A 20,958-nucleotide genomic window follows, 5' to 3' on the forward strand; every position below is an offset into this window, starting at 1 on the left:
AAGCGGGAGATTCTGCCGTGCCGTCTTGCGCGCGTCGAATCGAGTTGCCCGTTGAACGAAGACGTCGCTGTGTTCCCCGTTGGGCGTGCGGGTCGGTCGGTCGAAACAACTGGCGTCGCTGCCGCCGGATCCGGTACCTGAGCATCGCTCTCGTGCGATTACGATCGTGATCGAGCATCCCACCATGGGGATCGGAGATGGAGCCTCATGGCTGACAGCACGCCGCGCTATGAAACGAAGACCGTGCACACAGTGCGTGGTCTCGAGTCCCGCACCCTGTCCAAGATGGAGCAGGACGGTTGGGAGCTTGTGGAACGGCGCGAATCGTCGGTGCTTCGGACAAGGCTTGTGTTTCGTCGTGAGCGCAAAGTTGTTCCACGGTGGGTCTGGGTCGCCGGCGGAGCAGCTGCGGCCGCTGCGGTCGTGGCTATCATCATCGGCTCGATCACGGAAGGAACCTCTTCGCCAGCACCGTCGTCCACGACAACCTCAGCGGCAGCGCCAACGCGCTCGGAGCCGCCAGCACGAACCAGCCCTTCGCCTTCGGCGCCATCATCATCAGCTGCGGTTGTCGCTGCCCCGGTCACGGACGCCGAGGTACTCGCCGCATTCAACGACTTCTTTCGAGAGCGCGCCAACTCCGGAGTCGTCCTCGGTCGAGCTGTCACAAACGTCGCGTATTCGGACCGGGTCGTGACGGTAACGTTCAGCCCGGCCGCCGCGGGCGTCAGTCAAGAAGTTTTCGATTACGGCAACCCGTTCCCCAACCTGGCAAAGTTCGCCGCCACGCCAATAGCTTTCGACGATGACCTCGGCAACCGCATCCGGCCCGCCGTCGACACGATCACGACAATCCGTGATGACGGCGCGCCCCTTGGGACCTACACGCACTCCGAGATTCTCGCGTTGAACGAACTCGCTCAATGAGCCCATGTCGCAGCTGATCAGAAGGAACGGACGAGAGTTGCGGGTGCGCCGGCCGCAGACCGACGGCGCGGCCAACGGGAACGGATCGCACGAACCGCTCCACATCGAGTCGTCGCCGGCGGCCGGGCTGCGCCTGCTCCGCAGCACCAGCCGCCAACGGCACGGCAGTTCGGCGGTTCGCCGCATAGTAGCTCCGGATATGCCGCGCCGTGGACGAGGAGCAATACGATGACGGACATGGGGACGATCCAGTTGGTGGAGCGGGACGACGGCCAACACAGCCGCGTCATCCAGTACCGCGACAACCCCGACGAACGCCCCTTCATGGACTTCGAGCGCGAGGGCTTCCGCGCGGTGCTCTGGGGCGGAACAGATTTGGTTACCACTGCCGCCGCGCTCATCGAGCAGGGGTACCGGGCAACGAACGTCCTTGTCACGGACAGCCACGATGAGGAACTCGACGACGGCATTCGGAACCAGGTTCTCGAAGCTCTCAACGAGGGAGACGCCGAGCGCGTCCTCCACATGCTCAGCCACGAGTACTTCAGAGGATTCGTCCACGCCATCACCATGTCGAACCGACGTGCGCATGCGCGCTTCCGACTCATGCAGTACGGACGGGTCGAACCGCTCGGTTCGTCCGACCCGACGGCGTTGGTGAAGGCGTTGAGCGCCACGTGATCCGGTCCCGCTCGGACCTCATCGCGAAAGGCTGGACGGCGTTGGAGCTCGCGCTGGCTCTGCTGCTCATCTGGGCGGGCGGTGCGCTCGGGGCGCTGCTACCAGGTGAGCCGCTTGTCACCCGCGCTCTCGGTACTGGCGTTGGGTTCATCCTCGGAGTCCTGCTGCCGGCTTTCCTGTTCGGGTTACCGCGGTTCCAGCTGCGATGGACAGTTGATGAGCGCGGCGTCACCGACCAAACCGTCATCGACGTCCGCGGGAAAAGCGTCCCAGCCTTCCCATTCACGGTCGAGATGAGTGCTGGTTTCCAGTCCATCCTTGGTCAGCTGCTGCTTCGACATGCCCGGTCGCAGCAGATGTACATCTGGATTCAGTTCCGCCCGCTCGGCGCCGTGCGTATTCGACGTCAGCAGTACAGCGTCGGCAGCAAACTGCGGGAGCAGGACACCGCTCCTGAACTTCTGCTCGACGTCATCGACGACGCGCACGAAGTCGCGCAGACGATGTTCGTCGGCAGCATGCTGCCCGGGACAATCTCAGGCGCAGGTGACGACGTCACCGTCCGCGCGGAGCTGCGGGCTGCGGATGGTTCTTCTGGTCTTTGGTGGGCGCCGGTCACGGTCGGCCTCAAACGAATCACTGTAAGGAAATGAATTGGCAGTCATCTCTTCGCCGCAGATTGGCGTCCGACCATTCCGGATTGAACCTGGGGTAAATCTGCAGCAGCTGCGGTCAGCGATGGGGAAGCGGCAATTCAACCCGTCTTCGGCGACTCCGGCCGACGGGTGGGGAAGTGTTGCCGACGATGCGTTCGCGATTGGCTTAGCGCCAAAGTACAGTTTCTCGGTAGGCGGACCGTTGCTACTCAAGGCGAAGGGTGCGCAACCCCGCCGGCTACGCGTGCGGTACTACTGGATGCACCCACGGCCTCGAGCGCGCCTGGCGCCGGGCGTGGACCCGACCGATTGGCGGAACCGCCACCGCCTGGAAGCTGCGGACGTGCTGCTCTACGAGAACGTGGACGGCAGCATCAGCGGACTCGTCACCGCCAGAGAGACCGGGGACTTCCAGACCGTAACCCGCGCAGTTGGGACCCTTCTTTCGACACTGAGCAAGTCCTTCACCATGACGGTCGACAACGTGCCGGAAGCGATCGACGACGACCTTTTCCTGTGGCTCGTGTACCGGCTCCAAGGGCGAGAGCAGCTCTCAACCGAACTTCGACTGGGCGGTATCGGGGAGCTGTCGTCGAAAGACCGTCACCTCCGACCGACGCGCTTCAGTGAGACGGTAACGATGCAACGCGTTGAACTTGCAGCGCTCATCGCGCTTGGAGAGGTGAAGTTCGGGCCCGCGAAACTTGACCTCGACGTGACCAACCCCGACCTCGGCGCCGACGTCTACGTGCACCCCGACGGCGGGTTCCAGCCGCTCAGGAGCAGCACCTACGACGGACTTCGTCTCAATGGCGCCGCTCAGGCTGCTCGCCTCATCGACGACCTCTGGACCACAGTCCTGCCACGCCTCCGTGCAGCGCACAGCAGCGATACGACATGGCATCACACAGGGCGTCAGACGCTGCGAGAGGAAGCGCGAGACCAGATCCGGGCGCTGGTCTGAGTCGCGTCAACGGCCGGTGCCCCGGGCAATCGGCACGGGGGACGCGATCACCGAGAACGAACCCGCCGGTGAACCCGTGTCAGGGGCCGCATAGCTGACCGTTAGGCGAACACCCTCAAGGATCGCGGAAGCGCTGCACGACGACACCGTTGCGGACGGTTGGGAGCAGCGAAGCTTCGAGAACCCCGCATCGGAGGAGTCGAGCGCCTGCTGCAACTGCGTCCAACGCAACGGGGAGTCGCCGACATAGTTGCGCTGCAACGACGGGCAGCGCGGGCCGTCGAAGCAGAACAACTGCCCTCGACTGACCCTGGTTTCCGACAGCGTCCAGCCGGAGGGAATCCGGACGGCATCAGCGGCGGCGGACGTACCGCCGTCGTTGCGGAAGGCCCACCAGCTCGAAATCGTCGCTGCAGCAGTCACGACGCGCAGACCCATCGCGCCAGCCACCACCACACTCATCCGCATCGGTCGCCCCCTCGTCACTCGCTCGGCCCGGGTGGCTCTCACACCTTGCCACGCCGCCACAGCGTGCATGGATGACGGCAGCGCACCCGACCCTCCTGCGGCGGAGATTCGCCTGTCTCGCTCATGTGAGCGATCGACGGCAGCCGTCTCGGGCGCCGGCAGGGTCGCCGCAGCCTCGTTCGTCCGCGCATAGAGGTAGCGGCGGTATCAACCCCCGCCAGGAACGAGAGCATGATGAACCCCCAAACCGTCGCGGCGTCCGCCGTGCCACGCAACGAGCGAGAGCGGCAGATCCGCTGCAACGCAGGCGCAGCGACGACCGAAGTCCCCTCCGATCAGACACGGTGTTCACCTTGGGGAACCGCACCCGCGGAGTTCCTCCGAACGGTCAAACTCCGCCGACCCGGCACAAGCGACCGCGTCGCACTCTGGGCGGCGCAGCTCGCCGACGCACTCGACAGCGACGGCTACCCGACGCTGCGGGACACCCCGATCGGGTGGGGCTTCACCGCCGTGACACGAACCTGACGATCACGGGCGCGGACGCACCCGCATCTGCGTCGCTGGCCACGACGTGCGATGAACACATGGGCAGCCGACAAAGGCCGGATCCGGCTCATCGGCCCAGCAGCCATTCATCGTGTGCGCCGACTCCGGATGCGAGCACTCGCACGGCGGATTCGGGGAGTCGAGGCGCTCGCGTTGTGCGTCGACCTCGGCAACTGCCGCATGGAACCGCCGGGCGCCCGAGAAACTGCGCGCGTCGAGCTGAACGCCGAGTTCAACGAGCAGAGCGCGGGCAGATTCGAGGAACGCTGCTTCATCAGCATCGTCATCCCACCCGAAGGGCACCGCACGAGTGCCCGTCTCCGACAGAAGTGCCCGCGCCCGGTCGAGCGAGTCAGAGATTGCCGTACGTCTCTGGTCCATCGATCCCCCTTCAAAGGTACGCATGAACGCTACGGCGAAGACGGCGCCGGCTCGGTGCCCGCCCATCCCCCAGAACGGGGGAGCGCTTCGTCGACGGACACCGCGAAGTGGCGATCCCTTGCACTGTCCGCAATCAGACCGCCGACGCCTCGGAGCGTTGCGCTTCATCGCAGCCGACGACGACAATCCGGTCACCGACCCTCATTGACTGACTGTGCGGCCGCCGACTACAGCGGCTGATCCGCACGCTCGGGACGACGACTTCGCACCAACGAGCTCGCTGCGATCGACGAGCACACATCAGCGCGTAGCGACTGCACGTGGGCGCCCCGCGTGGATGCTCGCCTCGCTCGGCCATCGGTCAGTGGCGAGCGCGGTGCAGCGACTGCTGGTCAATCCAGAAGCCGAGCGGCCCGCGCATCTGAGGGTGCAGCGTCTTGTCTGCGAAGGCGATACGGCGCGAGTCAGTCTGCCGTTGCGACGTGATCGGCAGTTCGACGGTGAGCGCCTGCAGCGGGGCGTAGGCCGTAGCATCATCCGCTTCCGCGTCGACGATGCGCGCGAGCAGGTCCGCTTGCACAGCCGGGGGTGTGGTCCCCGATGCTGCGTCGTCGACAAGAAGCCCGACGTGGGAGATGCCATGGTCGGTTTCCATGAGGCGTCGGAACGCGGCCGGGGCGGTGAACGAGCGCAGCAGCCCGTGCCGCCCGTCCGCGGATGCGCCGCCCGCGGCAACCGTGCAGATGTCGGCCAGTTCGCGGGTGTCGGCGACGCGTTCTTCGGCGTAGAGGAACAGCGCTGGTTCAGTGCCCGCGTCGGTGACCTCCTCAGCGAGCTGACCCTCCCAGTGCGTGGTGAGTAGGCGGACCGTTTCGGCCTCCTCTTCGGTGCGTTCCCACCGGTTCCACGGCTGATTGCCGTCGAGACTGCGACCGTTCTTGGTGCTGATTAGCTTCGACGCGTGCGTAGGAAGGCGGCCCGCGAGGATGTGGTCGAGCCATTGCGCGAGGAGATCGTTCCGCCAGGGCGCACCGCCTTGGTTCCGGTCAAGTCCGGTCACATCGGCGTCCTCAAACCGTGCGTACTGCTCAGCGTGTATCCGAGCAGTGCGTCCTTGTCGGATCCAGGCGGCGACGAGAATCGTTGCAGCGGTCCTGCCGGTCCACCGCTCCGCGACCTGGGCGACGAGGGCAGCCTCCTCGGCGACGGCTGCCGTCCATTGTTCGAGCAAGCTCGGATGCGGCTGCTGATCCGTCGTCCCGTATCGGGGCGGGGTGATGAGTGTGCGCGGAAGGTCCCCGTCGCGTAGCCACGTCGCCGAGTCGTCGATGCGGGCACGTTTCGCGAGGAGCCGGTTTGCTGTGCCAACGTACGCGTGCACTGGTTGGCAATGAGCGTCCTCGACCCGGAGATCCGCGAGTGTGCCCGATGTAGGGTGCGTCACCGTGCGGTGAGGGCTGAGGTTTCGTGCTCGAGGGCACTGCGGGTCACCGTGCAACGTCGAACCGTGTGGGGACCGGAAGTACGTTGTCGTCGTCCCGGCGAGCGGTCCGAGCGGGAAGTCGGACAGCGAGTCGGGGGCTGCGGCAGTCATCGCCGCTTACCGTAGCGCGGCATGGTCCGCCTCACGGCGTAGCTGATTCAGCGACGGCGGTAAACGCATCGAGTGGCGTTAGCCGAACTTGAAGCAGTCCGGAACCAGGTTGAAGCGCCCCGACCGTGGTCGCTTCAACCTGGCCCCCGGTCAGCTGGTGATGTGCAGCAGGTAGGCGCGGAGGTTGGTCAACCGAGTGTGGCTTGGTTCCTCATTCCAGACACGTTCGGGCCGGTCCTCACTGTGTTGCGAGATGAGGACGGTCCCGTCGTCGCGGATCGCAGTCACAATCGCTGCGTGATCGACCTTCCCGTCGGCGTGGCCGCCGTCCCAGTCGTAGAAGATCACATCGCCGACCGCTGCGCCGCCGGCGGAGGGGTCTCCGACAGCCACTTCGGTGAGTACGCCGTAGCCGTCGCTTTGGAGCGCGTTTTTCAAGTAGTCAGCGGATGCTGCTGCCTTCGTGGTGCCCGCCGCGGCCCGATCGTAGGTCGTAGCGTTCGCGCAGAGGGGCGCAACCGCGTCGTCCGTGCCGGTCCGCACGAGCGAGTCGGACACCCAACCGCTGTCTGGCACGTAATCCCACAGGTCAGTACCGTTCACGGACCGTCCGTGGGTTACGCAGCTGATGGCGACTGGATAGCCCTGCGGGATGACCGTGACGATCGGTGCGGCTGTCGATGGTGCGTTTCGCACGTTCGCAGCAGCCAGCTTCGGGTAGCTGCTGTCCGTGTGCGCGGGTTGTGCCGTCACAAGTGTGACGCTGAGAGCGACGGCTAGCGTACTTCCATTCAGCAGGAACCTCATGCGGCACCTCATGCGGAGAGGACCCTTGTCGGGTTGCAGGGTCGAGAGCCGCCCAAGGCTCCAATGTGAAGACGGCAGGCACCGTCCCAGCCGATCTACCGGCGGCACGGGCGAGGACTTGACGGAACTCTGCGGCCCGAACCTGGAGGGGGTCGCGCATTTGCCATCCGCCGCTGCAGGACATGATCGTCACCGCCAGCTCGTAACGTCCCTCGTCGTTCCCGAAGCTACCCGTTTCGCCGAGGTGAGCGGCGGAGAGCGGCAGAATCACTCTGCCGGACGAGGCTAGGCCGATGAGACGCCAAGCCGCCTTCAGCTCGTTGTCTGATTGCACGCGCCAGGGAGCGTGGACCGATTTGCTCAGCGTGCTCCACTGATTCTGATCCAGGTACACAAGTGGTCGGGCACGAAGGGGCGACGAGTTGAAGCGCGATCCGAACCGCGAAGAGAACCCATCTCCTCGCGTTGTCTTGAAGAACACCGACCGGCGCCACGGGTGCACCTCCACCATCGCGAAGTCCTTCGCGTGAGCCGCGTGCAAGGCGTCACCGCTGAAACCTCGCACGAGCCCGCTTCGGAACCGGAGCGCGACCATGTTGTCGTCAGCACGCCACTGAAAGGCTTCGATGAAGTCGGACGTCTTGCTGACGTCACCTGCTGTCCCAGCCGCTTCGTCGTCGGGGAGAGTCGTTGGAACAGAGGTTTCGTCCACGCCCGGATCGTCCCATCAGCGGACGACATCGGAGTGTGCCTTCCGCGGAGCGGCGTCACCACGCTGGGATGGGACATCGGGGGGGGGGGGGAGCTGCGGATATAACCGCCCTGAACTGGGGTTCATGCGGAAGAAGTAAATTCTGGGTCAGCCCAGGGGAACGCCAGGCCACGAGCGCAAGAGAAGGGCTCTCGATCGGCGTAACAGCAAGGGGCACCGAGACCTAGACGGCGACAAGGCCGGTGGACGGCGCTGCCTCATCGGCGGTCACGGCGCACGGTGTAGACGACGGAGCCGCAAACATCGAGCCCTCAATCGCCGATCAGCCGGAATGCGGTTCACACGTTCTCGAGCGCCGTCCACCCATCAGTCGTCCATCGCCAGCTCCGACGCGTCTGTCGGTGCACCACCCACAGCTCGTCTACCGACTCGTCGAGCTCCGGAGCGCGCGACGGCAGCCCGAAATGGTCCCATTTCTCGCTGATGCCGTCGCGGAGCGGACGGGTGATGGAACCCTCGGTGTCCCGGTCCACCCAAACGAAGAGCACCCGTGTTTCGGCGCCGGACTCGGCGAGCTTCCGGTAGTTGTCTGGCTTGTCGTTGAGCGTCTCCTCGATTTCGCGCAGTGCCGCGTCGCTCCCGGACGCGACGTAGCCGCCGGAGGTGGACCACAGGACGCCGTGCTCATGTTCCTCTCCCTCACGGGAACAGATCTCCGGAGTCTGCACAGCATGCTCGACATGCTCGCGTTGCAGCGTCGCCACGGCCACCTTGCGGTCGGGGTCTCCAGTCAGCAGGGCATGTGCAGAGTGGGACCAGAACTCTGGTTCCCCGTCGGCTTCGAGGACGCCGAGCGCGTCGACAACCCTCGCCTCCAGCCCTTTGAATCGGGGGTGCAGCTCATCGATCGTGACCCACCAGCACACACAGGCGGCCGGCGTCGGCGTCTTCGTGTTGAGCAGCGCACCACGGCGGGCAGTGGACGCCTTGACTTCCTCACTGGTGACGGTTGTCACCTCCATCGCGACCGCGCCGTCCGATGACTGGTAGTCGACACCGCCGAAGTGGTCGGCATGCTCGACGCGGTACGCCGTCTGGCTCTGCAGGACGTTCTTCGCGTCGATCTCGTCGTCGTGCTCAGGGTTCGCCATGGTCACGTCACCATCCGTCGAGGAGGTGAGCCGGGTTACTTGAGGTTCTCGAAGACGATCCAGTGCGCGTTGAAGAGCGCGTCGGTGATCGTGCTGTCCGGATTGCCGACGGTGTATGCGTACTGGTTCACGATGCGTTCCTCTTCCGGGATGTCGGGAACGTACGCGACGACGGAGAACCGATTCGCGTCCGCTGCGGCGCCGCGGTCCGTCACCTCGACGCGGATACCCCACCCGTCGCGTTCGACATCGTAAAAGGACACCGCCGACGGCTCGCTGAACTTGTCGCGGCCGTCAAAGAATTCGAGAACCTCATCCATATGCTCACCGTAGGGGAAGACCTAGCCTCGCGCACCCGTGAACTGGACTTTCCAGTCCAGATTTCACACGGCTGCTGCTCACATCAGAGACAGGCCGCAGCGTTGTAGTGGCCCCCTCAGGAGTACCGCCGAGTTGAGGAAGCACCATGGCGTTCGAACCAACCGAGTGGGCACAGATCATCCTCGCCGCTCGATCATCGCGGGCGCCGATGCAAGCGAAGACGACGTGCGACGCCACACCGAACGGCTAGCCGGATACGTCGAGGACGGATCCGCGCCGATGACCGTGTTCAGCGACATCGATGTTCGGGACCGGAACACCAGTCAGATTAAGCAGTTCCCGGCGACGATCATCGGCATCGATAAGGAAGTCACTTCAACCCGAGCCGTTGTGCTCCTGCACACGCACGTCAACGGGCAGAGCTCGTCCACACCGAACGCACTGACACGGCCGCTGGCCGCGCGGCAGCGGAACGCGCCCAGTCACTGATCGGCCACCGTGTGTTCCTCACCGTGCCCGTCGAGCGCGGCAGCAGCGGGAACACACGCGTTGTCCGTTCAGTGCGAGACCATGGTGTTGACCCTGACTACGACATCGCACGCCCGGAATGGGAGTTTGACTACTCCGCCCTCGAACGCGCGCGTGCTCGGCCGGCTTGAGAGCCGACGGTCCGGTCGCATTTGAACGGAAGAACCGACGCGTCGAGTGGGTGCTGTCAGGATCGGCTCCTCGAGGTTGAAGAGGCCCCAGAGCGCAGCGCCGAACGACTGTTCTGATGAGCCAACATCGAACGGCAAGCACCGCACGAAGCACGGAGCCCAAGTTGGGTCCTTACCCAACAGACTGGAGACAACGGATGCCGGACAGCAACACCGATGACGACCTGAAGTGGCGATTCCAGGCGCAATCCATCCTCGGCGAGACACCCGCGTCAGTCGCACTCGAAGCTATCGACGAAGCAATCAACCGGCTGAGACCGCTCGATCGCGCGAGCATCCGCCCCGCGTTCGCGGCTCTGGCGGAAGGCACCTGGTGGGTGGCTGCCCTCGACGAACGAATCTGTGAAGGGCTCGGCGGCAAGGGCGCGTCCGCTGCGAAACAGTACAAAGCGGCACGGAGCGCATCATCGGATGGCCAATACGTGGAAGCGTTTCTCTGGGCCCGTGACCGGCACACGCATCAGCTGCCCTTCTCGATGACCCACGACGACACCCCGTTCTTCGGGGGCGGAGGCGGTGTCATTCACATCAGCGCTGGACTGACCTGGCGGCCATCCTCCGAGCTCCACGAACCGGAAGACTCCCGTCACGCTCGCGCCGCCTGGCGAAGCACGTACGACGACCTCCTCGCAGGGCACACCGCCTGGCACACGCTAGAACGGTGCAGCCGCTGGTTCCACTGGCTCGCCGGCCACCCTGCCGACGCGGAGGCGTGAACGGACCCGCCCGGTCTCAGGCCTGCAAGCGGAAGAGCTCGGAGATCTTCGTGTCGCCGCGTTCCAGCAACCGTTGCGCCGCCACGACATCACTCTCGTTGCTGAACCCAGTGAACGTGAGTGAGAAGTCCGCGTGCAGCGCCGCACCGACGTCATCCAGGTGCGTCTGCAGTTGCTGCAGCAGATGATCACGAGTCCTGATTTGCAGGCTCACGAATCGTCATCGACTCGGTAGCTTCTCGTGCGCGTCGCGCTCAGTTGGAGCAACGGGTGACCCGGTCACCGTCCGACGGCTCGAGGACTCTGGAGTCCGGCAGATGAAGCCACCGATCTCTGAACGACTGGCCGGACCGCTACCCCCTCAGTTTCGAAGGAGCGCCCAGCTCGCACCCCTCCTGATTAGGGCTCAACTGAAAAAGGGGAAAATCGAGGCAGGCCCAGGGGAAACTCAGCGAAGAGGGCCCGACCAACAGCGCTGCATCCGCTCTACCATGCGGGTCATCGAGACCTGCAAATGACCCGCCACAGGGTTGTTTGCAGGTCTGGCCTCCAGCATTTGCAAGTTTGATCCAACAGAAGAGCCCCCGGCTTCGGCCGGGGGCTCTTCTGGTTCTCTGGGACTGTTTCGATGTCGGATCCGGCGCTCGCTGAGGGATTCGCGGCCGCTGGTGACGCGCTCGCTCGGCGTACTGTTCGTCCTCGGGCGCGCCGAAGCACTCCGGACGTTCGGTGCCCCTTTTTCGGGCGCGGCTGAGCGTTGGGGTGTGCGGGTGGTGTAGCTCGGTTCTACCGGCGGTGCCGGTGCGGGGTCAGCCCGCTATGCAGGCACGGGCGGTAGCACTGACGGTTTCCAGGGGACCAGTTTCCGGGGCGGTGGGTTCCGCAGGTAGCGGGTTTCGCCGTTGCGGTCGCGTGCACGCTCGAGGTACTCGTCGGGCCGCTTCCGCGGTTTGGGCGCGCGGCCCGCTGCGGCGCGGCGTTAGGATGCGAGGCCGAAGCGATCATGCTGACGTCGTATCCCGCAACCGGAGGCGATGCTGTCGAGGCCGCGGCCGACGCGGTATCTTCGCGGGCGGCGCCACTCGCAACGCCACTCGGGAGCCGACCACCGCCACTCGTGCTCCGTGCGGCTGACGCCGGTCTCCGTATCGTCGAAAGTGAGGTCACCCTCGCGGACCTTCTCGACGTTCTTGATACGTGCGTCCGACCTACTCTTCTTCTTTGATCTCGAGCTGCCATCGCTCCCAGCGAAGAGTTGAGAACACATCAACCCTCTGGCTCGGCCCATGCGCCTGACCCCCGAAAGAGGAAGTGGCAGTGCATGAAACTCTCTCGAGCGATCCTCGGGATTGTGGCAAGCGGCGATTACTCACTTCCGCCGACCAGTAGTCGGCCGGTAGGGCGAGGCGCAAACACAATTGACAGACCTCAGAGGCGCTCTTCACTCGCCACTAATTGCTGTGGGAACCTGCATGATCGGGATATAGCGCTCAGCTGCCATGTGCCCCTAGGTTCAGTGTTTGAAGCGTCGACTGGCGTCTCTGGGTTGGTTGGCGAGGGGCCAGTTGACATGCGTCGTGCATCACTGTTGATTGTCGGACGGCTCGTCGGGGCGCGTGCTCATCAAAGTCAGAAACGTGCGAATCGTTTTTTGATCCTGAACGATTCTCGTAAATTCCGCTTAGGAGCGGCACTCATTTCGTTTGCGCTCATCGGCGGCAGTGTCGTGAGTGGAATCTATCTCTCACAAAATGGGACGGCGGCGGACTTCGCGCGGGCGTTCGACGTCATCGCCAGAGGCGGCGCACAACTGCATTCTGACGGCGGATCCTATCGTTCCGCGAATGAGGACGTCGTGATCCCAGCGACGACGGCGCGCCCGATGATCGTGAAGATCGGGTCGTCGACGCTGTCAATGAAGCTGATGAACAGCTCGTCGACGGTTTCCGCGACTGTCGTGGACGGCGGTCAGGCCATCGCGTACGTCGATGGCGCGGCGGCCACAGTGGTCACGGCACGAGCGAGCGGCGGGTTGGAGACCACCGACGTTCTCCGAGATGTTTCCGCGCCGACGACGTCGAGTTGGAAGGTTCTCCTTGATGGTGAGGAGCGGCTTCGTCTCCAACGGGGAGCTGTAGACGTGGACCGGATTCCGCAAGGGAAGGACGTTTCCAGGGAGCAGACGATCGCCCGCTTCGCAAAGCCGTCAGCGCGAGACGCTGCCGGCCACGCGCTCACCAGCTGGCTGACGGTGAGCGGGGCGGTCGTGACGACTCATCTCACAGTTCCTAGACACGCGGTGTTCCCGGTGACTGTGGATCCTGCCGTCCAGGCCGCAAGTGGTACATCGGCGTGCCCCGCTACGGTCCAAGCGAGCGTGTACAGCAACGGCCAGGGCGGTCTGACGCTGGGCTGTCAGCCGTGGAGAGCGGTGGGGTTCAATGACTATCGGCTCATGGACTACGCAGCCCCGAATGCGTTCGTGCAATCGAGCACGCAAAACCAGGGGTGCGGGCAGATCGTCGATGACGAAGACCAGACGTGGGAGACGCAGCAGATCGCGGCCACCGGCTCGAACGTCATTCGGGTGTGGTTCTACCAGAAGTACTACCAGGACTACCTGGCGAACAATCCCTCCGGAAGTGGCTGGATGCCGTACATCCAGCTGCTCCAGCAGGCGAAGGCGGCGGGTCTACGGGTCATCCCGGTGCTGGTCAACGAATGGAACCAGTGCGACCGAGAAGATGGTTCACTGAACGACGGCAACGCATTGTCGGTGAACTTCTACAAGTCGGGATACACGTCGAGTCAGTTCGGGTATCAGTACTCCGCGAAGGCGTGGTCGGCAATGGTTGCGCGGGAGTTCAGCCCGAATTCACCCGATGCAGCTGCAGCTGGTTTGTGGCGGCAGATCGCGTTCTATCAGGTAGTCAATGAGGCGGAGGCGGACAATCCGTCGTCTGCGGCTTCGACACCCGCCGCGGACCAGGGGTTGATGACCAAGGAGGACGGATCTGTCGCCTGCGCCCCTGGGGGAGCGGCTGTGCTGAATGCATTCGCGCAGGACATGGGCTCGACGATCAAGTCGGCATACGTCGGCAGCTCGGGAGCCACCGCCCCACTGATCAGCTTCGGCTCGATGGGTATCGGTCAATGCGGTGTCTCGAGTTCTGTCGCGGACCCGACGGGAGCGGCGAACGTCGACGACTTCGGTGAGGTGTACAGCGCAAACAGCATCGACATCTGCGACGTGCACGACTACGACGCGGAAGACCAAAGCGACCCGAGCTACCAGTGGTACGGCATTCCCGAAAACTCGCTCGAGCAGCGCATCGCCGACTGTGGCACGAAGCCGCTTGTCATCACTGAAGCCGGCGTCGAGGCCAACGTGTCCGCAGGTGACACGCAACACCACAACGCTGATGCATCCCCGACCCCCGATTCGTTGCAACAGCGAGCGCAGTACGTCAGCGACAAACTCGCTGCGGCTTTCAACGACGGCGTTGCGGGGTACGTCCTGTGGGACAAGATCATGGCCAGTTCCGCCAGCACCTGGAACGTCGCCAACGATCAGGCCCTCGGATACGGTTCCTACGGTTCCGGCACAGCGCAGGGGGCGGGCTCTCAGGACCCGGCACTGTGTGTGGTGAAGGACTTCACGGCTTCCGGCAGCTGGTCCCAGGGATCACCTGGACCAGCGGCTAACTCCGCGTGCTCCCATTGGGACGTCCCGGTGCCTGGTCCCACCAACCACTACTCATTCATCGACGGCACCGCTGAAGGGTGGGGGAAGAACCAGGGTTGGGGGGACCTCGGCGTCGCCGCCGACACGACGCAGACCCACACCGGATCCGGGAGTGGATCGCTGAAGATCACCGTGGCTGGGAACCCCACACTCGACACCAGCACGACCGTCGCTCCTGGAACCCCCAAGTTCAACCCGTACTCGGAGATCGAAGTCGAGTCGGCGTCGGTCGCCTTGTTGACGCCCGGGAGTACCGTCACGATGTGGGTCAACGAGGGCAGTAACACCTGTCAGGGGCTGAGCTTCAAGCCCGTCCTCCGACTCAACTCCGGCTGGGACTACTCCGCCGGTACCAGTGTGCAGGCAAGCATCGGATCGTGGACGGCATTGCAGATCACCGTGCCCAGTGTCGACGCATCCACGGGGGCGGCGGTCACCGCAGTGAACGCCGTCGGGTTGGAGGTGGACGTGCCATCGCTGACCAGCAGCACGTGGGACACCTCCTGCGAGGGCAACAGCGTCTACGTCGACGACGTGTCGTGGTGAACCCGATGAAACAGCGAACGCAGGGTCTCCGCGCGGTCGTTCTGCGATGGGTGCTCGTTGCCGCACTGGCGGCAACCTCGCTCGTGGCCGTGGGACTGACCACTGACCCGTCTCCCGCCCTCGCTTCAGATTGCCCAACGGGAAGCTTCGGCTCTAGCCCACTGAACCTGAGCGCCGCGTACCAGTACGCCTGCTCCTACGCTGCCTCGCCGAACCCTGGTGACTACCCCTACGGCGAGGACTCGGCAGCGTTTTCCAGCCAACTCCTCCAGGCCGGCGGCATGCAGCCCAGCCTCGGGAACCCGCTCGCGGCGAACACCTGGTGGAGCAACAGCTGGAACTCCAGCAACAGTCCAACGGAACCGCCGATGCACGCACGTTCGTGGACATCAGCAGATGCGCTGTACACCTTCCTCACGACCGCCGGGAACGGCAAAGCCCTCCCCGGCAGCAGCACGAACATCGCGAGCACGAGAGCCGGCGACGTGCTGTTCTGGAACTGGACCCCCCTCGGTGGGAGCGTTGGAAGTACGGCTGGCCTGCACTACAGCGACGTTTCGATGATCGTCTCCGGATCCGGTGCCGACGCGAACAACGAGCAGGTCGCCTCCCACATCCCCGCCGTTTCGGGAACCGCTATCCCCGGGATGACGTCGATGTCGAACCTGATCGGCAGTTCGGTCGGAACGTATGCCAACGCTCTCGCGACCTTCAACGCGAACAAGTACGCGGCGACGAACACGTGCCCCTCCTCGGACGCCGGCACGGACAGCGGGTCCGGACTCCAGGGCGGCTGCTGGTCGTGGAAGATCATCCGGATCGGCTCCACTGGCGGGACCGCAGGAACCAGCGGCCCGATCGCATGGCGTGAGATCTCGGGCGGCACGAACAAGTCCGAAGTGAGCTGCGAAGGCTGCGACGGCGACCCCGTGAACTCTGCAACTGGGGAGTTCACCGAGAACGAAACCGACCTCACCCTCCTCGGCCCCGGGCCTGCTCTGAGCCTGACGCGCTCCTACGGCTCGCAAGCGTCCACATCTGCCACGAACACTGCGCTGCCGAACGGCCCTCTGGGATACGGCTGGACCGACGGCTTCAACATGACGATCAGCGCCGACCCGACAAGTGCGAGCATCGAGGACGTCTACCAAGAAAACGGCTCAGTCGTGCAGTTCCAGCACCAATCCGACGGCAGCTGGAGTGCCCCCTCACGAGTCCTGGCATCGCTGCGTTCCAACAGTGACGGCAGCTGGGCGCTCACCCGTCACGAGAACCAGATCTTCACCTTCAACGCATCAGGTGCCCTCACCGCCGAGTCGGATCCGCAGGGCGACAGCACGACGGTCGCCCACAACGCTTCCGGACGGATCAGCACCGTCACCAACCAGGCGGGTCGCACCCTCACCTTCACCTGGACCGGCAATCAGCTCACGGCAGTCGCCGACAACCTCGGTCGCACCGTGCGATACGCGTACGACACCGCAGGCAACCTGATCCACGTGACGCATCCCGACGGAGGTGTGACCACCTACGGCTACGACTCCGCCCACCGGATCACGTCGCTGATGACTCCGAACAATTACCAACGGTCTCAGCAGACCTCGAACAGCTGCGCCGGACTCAATGGTTGCGCCACCACGAACACTTACGATTCGGGGAACCAAGTCACATCACAGACCGATCCGCTCGGACGGACCACCACCTGGTCGTACGGTGTCGACGCATCCAGCCTGTCTGGCGCCACACTCATCACGGACCCCGATGGGAACGTCAAGCGCGACGTGTACACCTCGGGAGACCTGACCTCGATCACGACCGGATACGGCACCTCGGAAGCGGCGACGACCACGGAGACCTACGACAGCGCATCCAACGCGCTGACTTCGGTGACCGACCCCGACGGGAATCTCAGCCAGAGCACGTACACGCCGGCCGGAGACACCGCTACCGCCGTCGATGGCAACGGCAGCGTCACGAGCTATTCGTACAACTCGTTCGGTCAAGCCACGTGTGTTGCGATGCCCGAAGCAGCCAACGGTTGCAGCAGTCTCAGCCCGCCCACAGCAACCCCCAGCACCGCTTCAACCATCACTCCGCCCGCCTCCGCCCCGCCGGCGTACGTGACGTACACGCAGTACGACACGTTGGGTCGGCAGATCTGGCAGTCGGCCGGTCAGTACGCTCCTGGCGCCACCAACGCTTCCGCCATCCGGACCACCTACCGGCTGTACAACAGCCAGTCCGTGACCCTCGCGGGCAAAGCGCAAACCTGTACGAAGAGCGCCCCCATGGCGTCGTTGCCCTGCGCCACCATCGATCCGACCGGTGTCGTCACGCAGCTGACCTACGACTCGGCGACCAACCTCACCGCCGTGAGTGTCCCCAACGGCAATGGCACCCAGATGTCGACCGTGACCTTCGCCTACGACGCCGACGGTGAACAGACCAGCACGATCACGCCGAACGGGAACGTCAGCGGCGCCACCGCCGCGAACTTCACAACGACGACGACGTACGACTCCGATGGCCGGACCACGTCCACCACCAAGGCGGGCGCTTCCGGTGCCACGGTGACCGCGCGGAAAGCCACAACCCAGTACGACCTGGACGGCAACAAGATCACCACCACCGACCCCCGCGGAAAAGCGACGCAGTACGCATACGACGCTGCCGATGAACTCCAACTGCTGACCGACCCGGACGGCCACGCCACACTCACCTGCTACGACGGTGACGGCCACCCGTCTCAGACAGTCCCACCATCCGGCGTCGCCGCGAACAAGCTCACCGCCGCCTCGTGCCCGACCAGCTACCCGAAGGGATACACGAAGCGCCTTGCCGCGGACGCGACGACGACGGCCTACAACACCATCGGCAAACCCGTCAGTACCGTCAGCCCGAGCCCCTCGAGCACGACCGGTGGAACCGTCACAACCACCTCGGTGTACGACGCCGCCGGACGATTGACAGAAACGGACGCCCCCGGGTCCGCGGTCGCCGCGACCACGTCAAACACCACAATGTACGCATACGACCCTGCCGGACACCAGACATCCACCACCACCGGCGCCGGCACCAGCGCCGCAGCGACCACGCGCCAGTGTTACGACCCGAACGGCGACCGCACCGCGACCATTGCGCCCAACGGCAGCGTCGGCACGACTCCGACCTGCAGCGCGGCGTCGCCATGGACCAGCGGTTCAGCTGCGGAAACGTCGTATGCGTACGATTCGCTCGGTGAGCAGATCACGGTAGCCGCGCCCGCGACCACCGCAACGCCGAAGGGGGCCGTCACGACACTGCAATACGACCTCGACGGGCGAGTCCTGACCACGACCAAACCGTCCGGTGTCACCACGACCAACACCTACACGCCGACCGGACAACTCGGCGGAACCAGCTACTCCGACAGCACCCACCCGGTGGCGTTCACCTACGATGCCAACGGAACCCGCACCAAAATGGTCGACGGCACCGGGACTGCCAGCTACACGATCGACGCGTTCAACGAGATGACCGGTGAAACAAACGGTGCGAGCAAGGCCGTCGCGTACGTGTACGACGCAGACGGGAACACCACCGGCATCACATACCCCGGCTCGGCGAAAGCCGTCACACGCACCTTCAACAACGAAGGACGGCTCACCGGTGTCACCGACCCCATGGCGAAGACGACTACATTCACGTATGACGTCGACGGTGACCTCCTCAGTACGGCAGCGCCGAACGGCACAACCGCCACCGAGACCTACGGGGCGTCCGACTCCGCGACCGGTAGCACCCTCACGAAGGGGACAACCGTTCTCGCCAAGCTCACCGACGTGCGAGCGGACGACGGCACGGTTGCTTCACAGACGCCGAGCAACGGCGCCGCAGGAGTGACGCAGGCCTACACCTACGACGCTTCGCAGCGACTCACCAAGGCTGCCACCATGACCTACGGTTACGACGCGGACGGCAACTTCACCAACGTCGGCTCCGGTCAACAGCAGTACGACGCCGCGAACGAACTCTGCTGGAGCACCACCACAACGGTCAGTGGCCCGAGCTGCGCGACGACTCCCTCGAATGCCACCGCCTACACGTACTCGGCCGATGGACAACGAGCCACCATGACGCCAAGTGGTTCCGCGGCGACCACCTATAGCTACAACGCGGCGAACGAATTGACGAGTGTCAAGGCAACTGCGACCACACAGTACAGCTACGACGGAGACGGGATCCGGTCCAAGAAGGTCGTCGGAGCAACGAGCACCGCGTTCACCTGGGACACCGCAACCCCGATTCCCGAGCTCCTCACCGACGGGACCACGAACTACATCTACGGTCCAACAGGTACGCCAATCGAGCAGTACACCGCGTCGAACAGCTCCGCGCCGCAGTACTACTTCACCGACGCACACAACTCCACCGCCGCGCTCACCGACGCAACCGGCGCGGTGGTCGGCTCCTACGCCTACAACGCCTGGGGCACCGCGACGACACACACCGGGACCGCATCCACTCCCTTCCAGTTCGCCGGGGCGTACGCCGACGCTGAGACCGGATTGCTTTACCTCCTGGCGCGGTACTACGACCCCCGCACCGCCAACTTCCTCACCATCGATCCGCTCGTTCAGCACACGGGGCAGGCGTACGCATACGCCAATGACGACCCGATCAACCTCAGCGACCCTCTCGGCCTGCTCAGCGCAGCCGGCTGGTGGGGTGTCGCCGGAGCGGTCGGCATTGGCCTGGTCATGGTCGGCTTGACCGCAACCGGGATCGGGATCGTCGCTGACGGGCCGCTCGGGGCGTTGGAAGGCGCGGACATCGCGGCAGTGGCAGCTGACGGCGCTGCGGAAGCTGGAGCGGCTGAAGCGGGAACCGCCGAAGCGGGAACAGAGGCAGCGAGTGCGGCCGAAGGAGGCGCCGGCGAAGCGAGCAGCATCGCGGAAGCAGACAGCATCGACAGCGCGGCAAGCAACGAGACGACCACTGCGGAGGTATCCCGCCTCCGGCAGGTTGCCGGCGCTGCGAAGTGGCCCGGAAGAGCTGCCTCCGGAGCGGGAGGTGTCCTCGACGGCGCAGCCTGCACGATGAACCACGACGAGGCAGCCTGTGTCGCTGCGCTGTTCGGTGCGGGTGCTCTCGGAGCGGACATCGGAAGCGCAACCTTGATCTCCGATCAGTCCACGGCCTGGGGCGTGAATCTGCTGGGCGCCTCGACGCTGGCTCTGCCAGCCGGAATGATCGACATACACGGGGGAATTGAGGCAATCCGGGAGGCTTTCTGTGGTCAATGACGCTGGGATGTGGGGAAGTGCTACGAAGTGAACGTTGAGAGCAGCTGGCCTGAACGCATAGGTGCGGAAGCGTCGAGGTATCGCGTGCGGTACGTCCTGACTCACCTCATGTTGACCGTGTGGGCATTCGCCCAAGTGATCGTCTTGTGCGTCGCTCTCTCCGGCCCCAGATGGTCGAATGCTGGAGGGGTTGCCTACCTTGTGGTGTTTGGTGTGAGCGGAATCGCATTTTTCACCCTTGATGCTTTCATCAGACGAAAGGTCACGCGACTCATCCGCGTTCACCTGGGTCTCACGGTAAATGCCCGTGTTCCTGATGTGTGCATATTCCGCGCAACGGCATTCGAATACTGGACCCGAAAGCTGCGATGATCGCACCCAGCTCGTCATGAGCTGATTCGGCGGGCTTCCACGTCTGCTGACGTGGGGAATCTGACGGTCCGCCGTCCCAGCGTCCGGCGGCGGGGGTGCCGCCACCGTGACGGCCGGGAGCGTCCTGGCTCGCCTTCGTCAGTGACGGCACCGTGATACGCGTCACCGAATATGGACCGAGCGTGCTCACCAGGGCGGTGGTCCTTGACCCGTGCAGCTTCATCGACGACCGTCCCATCATCCCCGTCCCAGAACTGCCGCACCTCTGGCGCACAACGACGGAGCCTGGAGCCTGGAGCCTGGAGCCTGGAGCCTGGAGCCTGGAGCCTGGAGCCTGGAGCCTGGAGCCTGGAGCCTGGAGCCT

15 protein-coding genes are annotated in these 20,958 nt (G+C 64.6%); 8 read left to right on the plus strand and 7 right to left on the minus strand.

The annotated features are described in order from the left end of the window. The first annotated feature begins 207 nt into the window (after positions 1 to 207). The 4 genes from MT346_RS13035 to MT346_RS13050 all read left to right on the plus strand — a co-directional run bounded on the left by MT346_RS13035 (position 208) and on the right by MT346_RS13050 (position 3,228). The gene (locus tag MT346_RS13035; protein ID WP_243563531.1) at positions 208 to 927 is read left to right on the plus strand and encodes a hypothetical protein; all 720 of its coding nucleotides are present in this window, start codon (positions 208 to 210) and stop codon (positions 925 to 927) included. A 237-nt stretch (positions 928 to 1,164) separates the two neighbouring features. Next, a complete protein-coding gene (locus MT346_RS13040; RefSeq protein ID WP_243563503.1) occupies positions 1,165 to 1,608 on the plus strand; it encodes a hypothetical protein in 444 nt (147 codons plus the stop codon). Next, positions 1,605 to 2,261 (plus strand): hypothetical protein, encoded by a 657-nt coding sequence (locus MT346_RS13045; RefSeq protein ID WP_243563504.1) that lies wholly within the window; start codon positions 1,605 to 1,607, stop codon positions 2,259 to 2,261. Before MT346_RS13040 ends, MT346_RS13045 begins: the two co-directional genes overlap by 4 nt. A 346-nt stretch (positions 2,262 to 2,607) precedes the next feature. Next, the gene (locus MT346_RS13050; RefSeq protein ID WP_243563505.1) at positions 2,608 to 3,228 is read left to right on the plus strand and encodes a hypothetical protein; all 621 of its coding nucleotides are present in this window, start codon (positions 2,608 to 2,610) and stop codon (positions 3,226 to 3,228) included. 6 nt (positions 3,229 to 3,234) lie between these two features. Here MT346_RS13050 and MT346_RS13055 read toward each other — a convergent pair whose 3' ends face one another. From MT346_RS13055 to MT346_RS13080, 6 genes are all read right to left on the minus strand, one after another. Then, a complete protein-coding gene (locus MT346_RS13055; RefSeq protein ID WP_243563506.1) occupies positions 3,235 to 3,696 on the minus strand; it encodes a hypothetical protein in 462 nt (153 codons plus the stop codon). Between the two features lie 531 nt (positions 3,697 to 4,227). Continuing rightward, complete coding sequence (locus MT346_RS13060; RefSeq protein WP_243563507.1) at positions 4,228 to 4,626, minus strand: hypothetical protein; 399 nt, start codon at positions 4,624 to 4,626, stop codon at positions 4,228 to 4,230. 361 nt (positions 4,627 to 4,987) lie between these two features. Continuing rightward, positions 4,988 to 6,007, minus strand: a complete 1,020-nt coding sequence (locus tag MT346_RS13065; RefSeq protein ID WP_243563508.1) for a hypothetical protein — start codon at positions 6,005 to 6,007, stop codon at positions 4,988 to 4,990. Between the two features lie 363 nt (positions 6,008 to 6,370). Further along, positions 6,371 to 7,027: an amidase domain-containing protein gene (locus tag MT346_RS13070; protein WP_243563509.1), complete on the minus strand. Its 657-nt coding sequence runs from the start codon at positions 7,025 to 7,027 to the stop codon at positions 6,371 to 6,373. A gap of 1,050 nt (positions 7,028 to 8,077) precedes the next feature. Beyond that, entirely contained in the window at positions 8,078 to 8,896 is an 819-nt protein-coding gene (locus MT346_RS13075; protein WP_243563510.1) for a hypothetical protein, read from the minus strand. Between the two features lie 29 nt (positions 8,897 to 8,925). Beyond that, a complete protein-coding gene (locus MT346_RS13080; protein WP_243563511.1) occupies positions 8,926 to 9,210 on the minus strand; it encodes a hypothetical protein in 285 nt (94 codons plus the stop codon). A gap of 280 nt (positions 9,211 to 9,490) precedes the next feature. Between MT346_RS13080 and MT346_RS13085 the strand changes: the two genes are divergently transcribed. After that, positions 9,491 to 9,700 carry a hypothetical protein gene (locus tag MT346_RS13085; RefSeq protein WP_243563512.1) on the plus strand — a complete coding sequence of 70 codons (210 nt, stop codon included), beginning with the start codon at positions 9,491 to 9,493 and terminating at the stop codon, positions 9,698 to 9,700. Between the two features lie 367 nt (positions 9,701 to 10,067). Next, positions 10,068 to 10,646, plus strand: a complete 579-nt coding sequence (locus tag MT346_RS13090) for a hypothetical protein (RefSeq protein WP_243563513.1) — start codon at positions 10,068 to 10,070, stop codon at positions 10,644 to 10,646. Between the two features lie 16 nt (positions 10,647 to 10,662). Here MT346_RS13090 and MT346_RS13095 read toward each other — a convergent pair whose 3' ends face one another. Beyond that, positions 10,663 to 10,860, minus strand: a complete 198-nt coding sequence (locus MT346_RS13095) for a hypothetical protein (protein WP_243563514.1) — start codon at positions 10,858 to 10,860, stop codon at positions 10,663 to 10,665. A 1,356-nt stretch (positions 10,861 to 12,216) separates the two neighbouring features. On the opposite strand from MT346_RS13095, the gene MT346_RS13100 reads away from it, so the two are divergent. Both MT346_RS13100 and MT346_RS13105 read left to right on the plus strand, forming a co-directional pair. Next, on the plus strand, positions 12,217 to 14,937 hold the full coding sequence (locus MT346_RS13100; protein WP_243563515.1) for a hypothetical protein: 2,721 nt from the start codon (positions 12,217 to 12,219) through the stop codon (positions 14,935 to 14,937). A gap of 281 nt (positions 14,938 to 15,218) precedes the next feature. Beyond that, the gene (locus tag MT346_RS13105) at positions 15,219 to 20,222 is read left to right on the plus strand and encodes an RHS repeat-associated core domain-containing protein (protein ID WP_243563516.1); all 5,004 of its coding nucleotides are present in this window, start codon (positions 15,219 to 15,221) and stop codon (positions 20,220 to 20,222) included. Positions 20,223 to 20,958: the final 736 nt, after the last annotated feature.

It is taken from the genome of Curtobacterium sp. VKM Ac-2922 (assembly GCF_022815645.1).
Lineage (GTDB): Bacteria > Actinomycetota > Actinomycetes > Actinomycetales > Microbacteriaceae > Curtobacterium.

What these genes read in the sequence shown, in the direction of transcription:
- MT346_RS13080 (WP_243563511.1), bottom strand. Translation starts at nt 9,210, where the DNA reads ATGGATGAGGTTCTCGAATTCTTTGACGGCCGCGACAAGTTCAGCGAG.
- MT346_RS13090 (WP_243563513.1), top strand. Translation starts at nt 10,068, where the DNA reads ATGCCGGACAGCAACACCGATGACGACCTGAAGTGGCGATTCCAGGCG.
- MT346_RS13040 (WP_243563503.1), top strand. Translation starts at nt 1,165, where the DNA reads ATGGGGACGATCCAGTTGGTGGAGCGGGACGACGGCCAACACAGCCGC.
- MT346_RS13055 (WP_243563506.1), bottom strand. Translation starts at nt 3,696, where the DNA reads ATGCGGATGAGTGTGGTGGTGGCTGGCGCGATGGGTCTGCGCGTCGTG.
- MT346_RS13085 (WP_243563512.1), top strand. Translation starts at nt 9,491, where the DNA reads ATGACCGTGTTCAGCGACATCGATGTTCGGGACCGGAACACCAGTCAG.
- MT346_RS13100 (WP_243563515.1), top strand. Translation starts at nt 12,217, where the DNA reads ATGCGTCGTGCATCACTGTTGATTGTCGGACGGCTCGTCGGGGCGCGT.
- MT346_RS13060 (WP_243563507.1), bottom strand. Translation starts at nt 4,626, where the DNA reads ATGGACCAGAGACGTACGGCAATCTCTGACTCGCTCGACCGGGCGCGG.
- MT346_RS13070 (WP_243563509.1), bottom strand. Translation starts at nt 7,027, where the DNA reads ATGAGGTTCCTGCTGAATGGAAGTACGCTAGCCGTCGCTCTCAGCGTC.
- MT346_RS13035 (WP_243563531.1), top strand. Translation starts at nt 208, where the DNA reads ATGGCTGACAGCACGCCGCGCTATGAAACGAAGACCGTGCACACAGTG.
- MT346_RS13105 (WP_243563516.1), top strand. Translation starts at nt 15,219, where the DNA reads ATGCAGCCCAGCCTCGGGAACCCGCTCGCGGCGAACACCTGGTGGAGC.